Annotated in this window: 10 protein-coding genes; 3 read left to right on the forward strand and 7 right to left on the reverse strand. The window is 56.7% G+C overall.

What is annotated here, in order from left to right:
- Position 1: 1 nt before the first annotated feature.
- The 4 genes from U9R25_13700 to U9R25_13715 all read right to left on the reverse strand — a co-directional run bounded on the left by U9R25_13700 (position 2) and on the right by U9R25_13715 (position 3140).
- A complete protein-coding gene (locus tag U9R25_13700) occupies positions 2 to 484 on the reverse strand; it encodes a DinB family protein (protein ID MEA3336961.1) in 483 nt (160 codons plus the stop codon).
- Positions 485 to 571: 87 nt separating this feature from the next.
- Positions 572 to 1231: a hypothetical protein gene (locus U9R25_13705; GenBank protein MEA3336962.1), complete on the reverse strand. Its 660-nt coding sequence runs from the start codon at positions 1229 to 1231 to the stop codon at positions 572 to 574.
- An 86-nt stretch (positions 1232 to 1317) separates the two neighbouring features.
- A complete protein-coding gene (locus U9R25_13710) occupies positions 1318 to 2010 on the reverse strand; it encodes a hypothetical protein (protein ID MEA3336963.1) in 693 nt (230 codons plus the stop codon).
- Positions 2011 to 2015: 5 nt separating this feature from the next.
- Entirely contained in the window at positions 2016 to 3140 is a 1125-nt protein-coding gene (locus U9R25_13715) for a glycosyltransferase (protein MEA3336964.1), read from the reverse strand.
- A gap of 152 nt (positions 3141 to 3292) precedes the next feature.
- Here U9R25_13715 and dnaN point away from each other — a divergent pair, with 152 nt between their 5' ends.
- Positions 3293 to 4477 carry a DNA polymerase III subunit beta gene (gene dnaN, locus U9R25_13720; protein ID MEA3336965.1) on the forward strand — a complete coding sequence of 395 codons (1185 nt, stop codon included), beginning with the start codon at positions 3293 to 3295 and terminating at the stop codon, positions 4475 to 4477.
- Positions 4478 to 4561: 84 nt separating this feature from the next.
- Positions 4562 to 5842 (forward strand): DNA replication/repair protein RecF, encoded by a 1281-nt coding sequence (locus tag U9R25_13725; protein ID MEA3336966.1) that lies wholly within the window; start codon positions 4562 to 4564, stop codon positions 5840 to 5842.
- Positions 5843 to 5915: 73 nt separating this feature from the next.
- Here U9R25_13725 and U9R25_13730 read toward each other — a convergent pair whose 3' ends face one another.
- Complete coding sequence (locus U9R25_13730; GenBank protein MEA3336967.1) at positions 5916 to 6377, reverse strand: Hsp20/alpha crystallin family protein; 462 nt, start codon at positions 6375 to 6377, stop codon at positions 5916 to 5918.
- Between the two features lie 344 nt (positions 6378 to 6721).
- Positions 6722 to 7162 carry a BON domain-containing protein gene (locus U9R25_13735; protein MEA3336968.1) on the reverse strand — a complete coding sequence of 147 codons (441 nt, stop codon included), beginning with the start codon at positions 7160 to 7162 and terminating at the stop codon, positions 6722 to 6724.
- A gap of 298 nt (positions 7163 to 7460) precedes the next feature.
- Between U9R25_13735 and U9R25_13740 the strand changes: the two genes are divergently transcribed.
- Entirely contained in the window at positions 7461 to 8018 is a 558-nt protein-coding gene (locus tag U9R25_13740; protein ID MEA3336969.1) for a thioredoxin family protein, read from the forward strand.
- Between the two features lie 87 nt (positions 8019 to 8105).
- Here the strand turns inward: U9R25_13740 and U9R25_13745 are convergent.
- A partial coding sequence (locus U9R25_13745) for a hypothetical protein (GenBank protein ID MEA3336970.1) occupies positions 8106 to 9246 on the reverse strand: 1141 nt, incomplete at its 5' end.

Consider the following 9246-nt stretch of genomic DNA (forward strand, 5'->3'; position numbering starts at 1 on the left):
ATCAAATCACTTTGTCGTTCTTGCCCGCCAGTTGGCGCAGCAGTTCCGTCTGGCCTGTGTGATAGGTTTCATGCCAAGCCAGACCGGCAATAGCATCACTTATGCTGCTTTCCCGACCACGGAAAGGCACAATTTCGGCAAGCTGTGCTTCGCTGGCCTGGCCCAAGGAAACGGCAATCAATTCCTGGGAACGCTCCAGCGTCTCCAACAACGTGGCAAGGGAAAGTGCGCCGCCACCAACGACGATCGGCTCCGAACCAGTCTGATAGAGTGCCGTTTCCGCATCACCCCACAATGGCTCCTGTTCCAATAGCACCAACATTCGATTGCGGCCAACGACGATATGGCCAAGAACCCAGTTTAGACAGTTCCCGGAAAAGGGTGGTTGCAGGTAGCTATCCTCGTCGGTCAATCCATCGACCTGCCGTTGGATCACCCATAGATTTGCGCCCAGGGTGCCGGTTAAATCCTGTTCCACTGCCATTTCAGTGTCTCCTGGTCACGATTGAGCTGTTGTCGCGGGTGTGGCGGTACTGCTGCCTCGCGTTCCCCGCTGGCTTGCCCTGGCCGCCTAGCCCTGCTCGGCAGGAATCGTGCCCAACACGTTCAGCTCCAGGGTCCGTTCCACTGCCGACGGCGTGCGCAAAATATCTGCCTCAAGCCACTCCAGGCCGAAAACAATCAAGAGTCCCAGCAAGGCGCCCAACACGGCGCCGGCAATAGCATTGAGCAACGGTTTGGGCTTAAACAGCGGCGCATCGATGATATCGTCAACCAACTTCACCTCGATGCGATCCTGTTTGTCCTGTTGTTGATAGTAGGCATTGCGCTCGTCCACAAACTCATTGGCGAACGCCAGCGCGATATTTGTCGCCACTGCCGGTTCCTGATCCTCGGCCGTAATCTCGATAAGGAACTGATCACCAACCGGATTGACCTCAACTTTGGAGAGCAAATCGTAGGTAGACAGATCGAGCTGGGCGCGGTCGATAACACGGCGAGCGGTCTTGTGGGTCTTGATGTTGACGGCAAAATTGCGCATCAAGTCCTTGGAGATATTGCCCAATCCCCAATCGGGACGGGCAGGCACCACACTGACCGACACTTTGGCCTTGTAGGTTTTGATCTGAACCTGACTGATACCAAATGCAGCAGCCCCCGCCAACAGTGATAGCACGATAATAATCCAGCCGCGCTTTCGCAATATTTCCAGGTAATCACGAATTTCCATGGTCGGTTCTCCGTTTTGAGCAACGGGCGGGATTCTACCACAATCCCGATCAAGCTCAAATTCGCCCTGGTGCCGCTATCGGCTGCTTAGCCGCCGGAGCGGTGCTTGGGTATTTCGGCGATCACAGGTAACCCTAAACTTTCCACGTCACTTTCATCCCGGACGCGATCATCCAGATAATCTACCAGGAAGGCCAACGCGATGCCGGCAGCGAGAGCAATCAGCAGGCGCAAAGGCAGGTCAAGACGATCACTGAGACCAGGCCCTACCTCGCCGATGCCACCCCGATTGATCAAATAGGCAGCACCATTTTGGGCGAACAGACGCGGCATGAAATCAGCTGCCTCTTCCTCGATAGTTTCGATCACCGCGTTGACGATGTCAGGCAACTCATCAGGATTTCCCCAGGTTATACCCACATTCAGGATGCGATGCAGTTTACCTGCCTGAGTAGAGCCTTGAATGGCACCCGGGGGCACGTTGATCCCCTGGACCGCCAGGCGCTGGCTGACGGCAGCAGCAAATTCGCTGCCCCGAACGACCTCAGCCATGTCGTCGATCAGATACTCCGAAGCAAGAGCCGTATAGTAGTTCTCCTCGCCATCGGCCGGTTTCTCAGGCTCAAAACCGACGCTGAGGCTCAACGAGGTTACATATTGAGGCGGACTGGCCTGCCAGGGGCGCTGCGTAAGCAGCGAAAAGACCAGCACCAGGCCCATCAGAAGGGCGGGAATCCACCACCAGCGACGGATAATGGTCCAATATTGACGCAGTTCCATAGGCTCTATGCCCAGTGAGTTCGGAAAGAGATGCCGGCCTGGTGTTCCACGAGCCTGGCCTCAACATAGTTCATCAGTTCAAGGCGGAAGCGCTCCTGGGAAAACCGTTCAGCATTCTCGCGACAATCTCCTGGAGAGATCGAAACGACATCGAATGATCGCACAGTCTCGGCAAGCGTCTCCGCGGTCTGTTCAAAAAATAGCACGCCGGTCTTGCCAGGGATGACGGTGTCAAGGGCACCGCCACCGGCATAGGCAATAACCGGCCGGCCGGCTGCCTGGGCCTCCACTGGAGCGATTCCAAAATCCTCAAGGCCAGGAAAAACAAATGCCTGGCAATGCTGGAACAGATCCGCCAACGTGTCCCAGGAGACCCTGCCAAGGAAGGTGATGTTGGATGCCGCTCTGGACTCCAGCTCGGCTCGGTCACGCCCATCACCAAAAACGATCAAAGGCAAACCCAGTTCATTGAAGGCATCGACGGCCAGATCGACCCGCTTATATGGAATCAGGCGCCCGCCAGCCAGATAGTAGTCGCCGGGCGAGCGGTCAGAAGGTGTAAAGCGCTCCACATCAACGGGAGGGTAGATGATGTCACTATCCCGGCGATAATAGGTCCTTATTCGTTGCTGGACGACCCGGCTGATGGCGACAAAGTGATCTACCCGGTCGGCGGCCAGTCGATCCCAGAGCCTCAATCGGGATAAAAGGGGGCGCAGGACCAGATCAGTCACAGCGCCGAGTCCCTCTCGGGCTCGGTAGGAGTCGTACATCCACAGGAAGCGCGTTGGCGTCAAACAGTAACAGATATGAAGCGTTTCCGGTGGGGTAACAACCCCGTGACAGAAGGCCGACTTGTTGCTCAGCACCAGGTCATAACCGGTGAAGTCGAACTGCTCGAAGGCAAGCGGATAAAAAGGCAGGTAGGCCTGGTGGTGACTGGCAACCAGCGGCAGATGTTGCATGGTGCTGGTGCGAATCTCCCACTCCCGATAGCTCTCGGGCATTCGGTCGGCAGCGTAGATGCTGGTATACACCTGCGCCTCGGGAAACATCTCCACCAGCGTCTCTAAAACGTTTTCTGCACCGCCTATTTGATTCAACCAGTCATGGACAAGGACGGTCTTCATTGAAGTGACATTGTACCCTCTCCGCGGCAAATCGACAAAGCAGTGCCAGTAATGCCCCGACTGGCACAAACGACTATTCGGTGGTATACTTCGGCAACTTCGTCCACTGTAAGATCGTGGTGACAATTTGATTTTTGTTCGGAGGTTGAGCGGTGCAAGTTTCCTGTCTCCAAGAAAACCTGGCCCGAGGCCTTTCCATGGTAGGCCGGGCGGTGGTACCCCGTAGTTCGTGGCCCATTCTGGGCAATATCCTGATAGCAACAGATGATGGTCGTCTGCGCCTGGCCGCCACCGACCGGGAGATTGGTATTACCTGCTGGATCGGGGCCAAGGTCGAAGACGAAGGCACGATCACAGTGCCCGCTCGCCTGCTTTCCGACTTCGTAAACCAGCTGCCACCTGAATTAATCGATATGAATCTCAGCGTGCGCACACTGACTCTCAATCTGAAGTGCGCTCGCTTTGATACCAATGTCAAGGGGATTGACGCCAGCGAATTTCCCATTTTATTGACAGCATCGGATGATAGCGGCGAAGGCATTGGCAACCAGGGCTTCCATATCACAAGTATCCCGGTTTCGACGATGGGCCAGATGATCAATCAGGTTGCTTTTGCCGCCGCCAAGGACGAAAGTCGCCCCAGTCTGACCGGCGTAAATGCCCGGTTCGATGGCGAGCGTTTGACCATGGCAGCTACCGACGGCTTCCGTCTGGCGATACGCAGCACCATTCTGGAGAATCCCCCCGCAGAACCGATCGAGATGGTCATCCCGGCGCGTGCGCTTACAGAGTTACAACGGGTAATCGGCCTGTTGCCTGCCAGTGAGGATGAACAGATGGTGGACATCTACCTGGCGGATACCCACAACCAGGTTCTCTTCCATCTGCCGGATGTAGACATGGTTTCGTCTCTGATTGAACTCAGTTTCCCCAAATACGAGGCCATCATTCCTAAAACATTCGCTACCCGCACTGTGGTGGACACGGGTAGCCTATTGAAGGCTCTGCGAGTCGCCAATATCTTCGCCCGCGATAGTTTGCACATCGTACGCTTTCAGGTTGCACCCGGTGTGAACGGTCAGCCGGGAACTCTTACCCTGACTGCAACCTCCGCCGAATCAGGTGACAATGTGGCGGAGTTGGATGCCCTGGTCGAGGGCGGCGAGTCGGAAATAGCCTTCAACGCACGTTACATGATCGAAGTTCTCAACGCCATCGAAGAACCCGAGATCGCTCTTGAGACTACCAGAGCCAGCGCGCCCGGGGTGATCCGTCCCGTGGGTGTGGGTCCTGAAGAGTTCACCTGTGTCGTCATGCCCATGCATATCAGCGGTTAACTCAGCCGAGAACCGCCATTCTGATCGAAGAAGCTTTCCTTCACGCCAGGTCACCATGCCTGGCGTTTTTGTTGAGCCTTTCCCGTGTATCTAGCTCATCTCTCTCTGACTAACTTCCGCAACTACAGTCGCCTGGAACTCGACCTGTCCGATGGGATCACCCTGTTGCAGGGCCTTAACGCGCAGGGCAAAACCGGTTTCCTCGAGGCGATAGCCTATCTTTCCACATCCCGCTCGTTGTTGTCGACAGCGGAACGAGAACTGGTTAACTGGTTGGCATGGGAGCAGCCCCTGCCTTTTGCGCGCATCGTTGGGGAAATCGAAGGCGGCGGACGTCGGGACAAGATCGAGATCGTTCTGGTGCAAAATGCCAACTCAAGCGCCAACGGCCCGCGCTTGCGCAAAGAAGTGCGCATCAATGGCTCGCCGCGGCGAGCCATCGACCTGATCGGGCAAATGCCCGTCGTTCTGTTCCTGCCTCATGACATCCAGTTGATCGCCGGATCTCCCAGCAACCGCAGGCGCTACATGGACATCGCCCTTTGCCAGATGCAACGGGATTACTGCCGGGCGTTGAGCGCCTACGGCCGGGTAGTTCAGCAGCGCAATGCCCTTCTAAAGGATCTGAGGCAACGCCAGGGATCGCGAGACCAACTGACCTTCTGGGATGACCAGCTGATCGAACATGGCGACCTGGTCATGGCGCGGCGGGCCAGCTTCCTGGCCGATCTGGAATTCGAGGCTAGCCAACGGCACCTGTCGCTGACCGAAGGTCGTGAGCGCCTCCATGTGGATTACAAACCCAGTCTGGCCCTTGAGGAAAGTGACCTCTCGGAAAGGGATGAGATAGACAGCGACGATCCACCCTTTTTGAGCGAACCATCCGCATTTCCCTATCAATCGGCCGGCCCCTCGTCGATCTCCGACCTGTTCAGACAAGCCCTGGAACAGAATCGCCAGCGCGAGATCGCAGCCGGCATGTCGCTGACCGGGCCTCACCGGGATGACATCCAGTTTCTTGTCGAAGGTCGTGACCTTCGAACCTATGGCAGCCGGGGACAGCAGCGCACGGCAACGCTGTCGGTCAAGCTGGCTGAGGTCGCCGTCATGCAGCGCGCCCTGACAACACCACCCATTCTGCTGCTGGATGACGTGATGTCGGAACTCGATCGCGATCGGCGCGCTGCTTTGCTCGAGGCCCTGGGCGGCGTACAACAAGCCCTGGTCACTACCACAGACTGGGAAGATTTCACTCCGGAGTTCCGCCGCCAGGCCCGCTGTATGCAAGTCGATGGCGGACTTGTTCAAACAGTGACGACAGGCGCGGAGGAACCTGAACGACAGCCGCCAACCCGAGACGGGTAACGTGCTCAATCGCATAAAAAAACCCCATCGCATGTGATGGGGTTTTTTGTTTTGCATGTTCCGATCAGCTCTGTTATTTGGCCTGAACCTTAATGGTCTTGGGCTTGCTTTCCTCAGCCTTGGGCACAACAACGGTGATCACACCGTTTTCGAAGGTGGCCTCGATGCTGTCGGCATCCACCGGAACGTTGATAGTGAGGCTGCGGCTGAACTTGCCATAGTGGCGCTCGCGCATCAGATAATCCACGTTCTCCATCGGTGCAGGCAGCTCCCCTTTGATCGAAAGCACATCGCCCTCTACGGTGATTTCCACGCTTTCGGCCGAAACACCAGGTACGCTGGCGCCGATCACGATCTCTTCCTCGGTGGTGTACACATCGAGAGGAAGGCGCCACTCGCTGCCATTCATACCGGGACGCTGCGCCAGGGCAGTCCAACTGGCCCGCACGTTGTTATCTTCTAAAAAGCGATCCATGGTCTCCCGAAGCGTCACGAAGTCGCGCATAGGCTCCCAACGAGTTACTACCTTAGTCATTTTCTCCACTCCTATATGATGGTTTTTTCTCTTCAATACAGCAAAAAAACGATCTGGGATCAAGCCTGGCAACTATCTGCTACCAGGCCGACCCATACGATTTCACCCCCCATGTTAGTGTATTTCTGTTAGATAAGCGTATGTGGATCGTTAGCGTTGTGTTAGAAGCTGTTTGAAAGAGGGTCGAACCCATGGACAAGACTTTTCAAACAGTTCTTTCAAACAGTTTCTGAGAGGCGGTCAGGTAGTTGCCTTTATTCGCCAACGCGAAGGGAGGCCCTCAGTCGAAAGGGCCTGCACTGGAAAACTGCTCATGCAGCGGTTGTAATGACGAGGGGCCCGGCTCAGGCCACCGACGCCAGATGATCATCGACCCGCACAACCCCGGGGACAGCGCTGGCAATCTCGATGGCGACATCCCGCTGTTCCAGGCCTGGTACCCAGCCCCTCAGCGTGGCCACGCCCAGGAAGACGTCGACACGAACGTTGTCATCCGCCATACGCGGGTCGGCCGCTAACCTGTCGGCCAGCTCGAAGGCAAGCGCCTCATCACTGATCAGGTTGTTTTTCAGTATCCAGCCGTCGAGACCCGTTGAGCCCACACGTTGGGCCAGGTGACTTATGGCATTGGTGCGAACCCGGCCAGTTAAACTCACCACACCCTCCTGGGCTTCGACAAGGATATCGGACGTGGTTGTGCGCAGCGCCTGCTCTTCCGACAACTGGTCGTAGACCTGCCACGCAATCTCCTGGGCCTTTTCGTCTTGCGCGGAAACTCTGATCATTCTTCATTCCTCCTGGAACTCCGGTGCGCCATTGGTTGTTAATCCCATTATGGCACAGGATGATCCCGGGAGCAAGAACAATGAGCGATTCCCACAGACCAATTCGATCTCTATGCACGAGCGCGCCTTGCCCTGCAGGCAGAACTGGCCGACAGGTAGCCCGACTCCCGGCAACATACCCTGGTGGTGGCAGAACGTCGCAGTTTTTGACATCGAACTCCACATCAACTAGAATGACATCTGAACTGAAAGCATTTGCCAAAAACCCGACCAAACTCATCTCATACGGAGGTCACCGATGGCTGCAACCTCTTCCAACATGTTGCCTCTTGGCACGGAGGCACCAGATTTCAACCTAACTGATACTGTTTCGGGCAATATGACCAGCCTGGATGAAAAAAAGTCTCACAACGCGACGGTGGTCATGTTCATCTGCAACCACTGCCCCTTTGTCATCCACGTTCAGGGCGAACTGGTTCGCCTTGCCAACGACTATCAGGACAAAGGCGTCTCCTTCGTGGCAATCAGTGCCAACGATGTGACAACGCACCCCGACGACTCGCCCGAGAAGATGAAGGCTGTCGCCGAACGCCTTGGCTACCCCTTCCCCTATCTTTACGATGAGTCCCAGGAGGTTGCCGAGGCCTACCAGGCTGCCTGCACACCTGATTTCTATATCTTCGACGGCGACCTGGCCCTGGTCTATCGCGGTCAGCTCGATGGATCCCGGCCAGGCAATGGTGTGCCGATCACAGGCCAGGACATGCGCGCCGCCCTGGAAGCGGTACTGGCTGGCAACCCTGTCAGCGCCGATCAGATTCCCAGCATCGGCTGCAATATCAAGTGGAAGAACTGAAAAACTGTGGCGAAGTGTCAATAACCCGGGAATAGAAGAACAGCTGGAGGATTTCGCCTCCGGTCACAACAACATCCCTGCAGAACACTAACGCGCGGGGTGGACTGCCAGATACTGCTGGAGAATTTCGGCGCACAGACCGTGAATCTCAAACGATTCCCAGCCGCGGGGTCCGGCAAGGGTGTAGATGGAAGCTCCCTTCACATAGTCGTCGCGGGCCAACTGACCGTCATACCACGCCAACTGCTCCACGTAGTAGCCCTCGACTGTGGTACTGACGACACCCTCGCTTCGCCAAAAGTCGTCAAAATCCTTCCAGCCCTTACCTGAGGGGCCGGGGCGTCCACCGACCTGGCCATCGATTCCGGTTTCCGTGATGAGCAACGGAATGTCAAGGCCGGCTGGCTGCAGGAAATTCCGGTAGACCTTACGATAGCGCAGAGTGAGCCAGCCCTCATCTCCTTCATCCACGCCCTCCTGCAACTGGTAGGGTCCGCTGCCAAACCACATGTAAGGAGCGCTGTATTCGTGCAGGCCCAGGAAGCCGTTATGCTCTTTGGCAGCCTGCAAGGCAGGAAAAAAGGCCGGCCAGAGGGGCAGATCAGGATGGCCGGTGCTGAAGTTGCCAATACAGGAGCGGATGCCGGCCCCGGCCAATAGACGGGTACGTTCCGCCTCGAATGCCGCCAACCGGGCCATTTGATCTGGATTGGTGGGGACCGGTTCGTTGAAGGATTCCCAGGCATCGATGTTTTCTAGACGGCTTGGCTCAGTGGCAATGGGCAGCAACAACTCCACAAACTGGCGAGCCGCCTCTTCGGGATTCCAGCTGTCCAGATCGGGCAAGGGAAAGGGCGTGTAGCGGGCCACGATGATCGTACCCGGAGAGACCTGCTTGATCTCGGCGACAAAATTGCGGTCGTATTCCAGAGTCTTGACGAATGCCACGTTGCCCGTGCGCAGAAGATCGAAAAGCTGAGCGTGGTTGTATCCCACAAAGAGCCCAAGTTTGCTCGGCGGCCCTGGTGGGAAAGGGGTTGCAGTTGGCGTGGGAGTCGCTTCTGGTGTCGCGGCGGGTGTCTCAGTTGGTCCGTCAGTGGGCAAACTGGTTGGCGTGGGTGTCGCAGTGGAAGGAGAAGGAGTTGCCGTATCGGTGGGCGCAGGTGTGCGCGTCCGGGTTGGCGTGGGCGTCGGTGTCGGGGTACCACGCCCACAAGCCTGCAAGGCC

It is taken from the genome of Chloroflexota bacterium (assembly GCA_034717495.1).
In the GTDB taxonomy this organism is placed as follows: Bacteria; Chloroflexota; Anaerolineae; order JAAEKA01; family JAAEKA01; genus JAYELL01.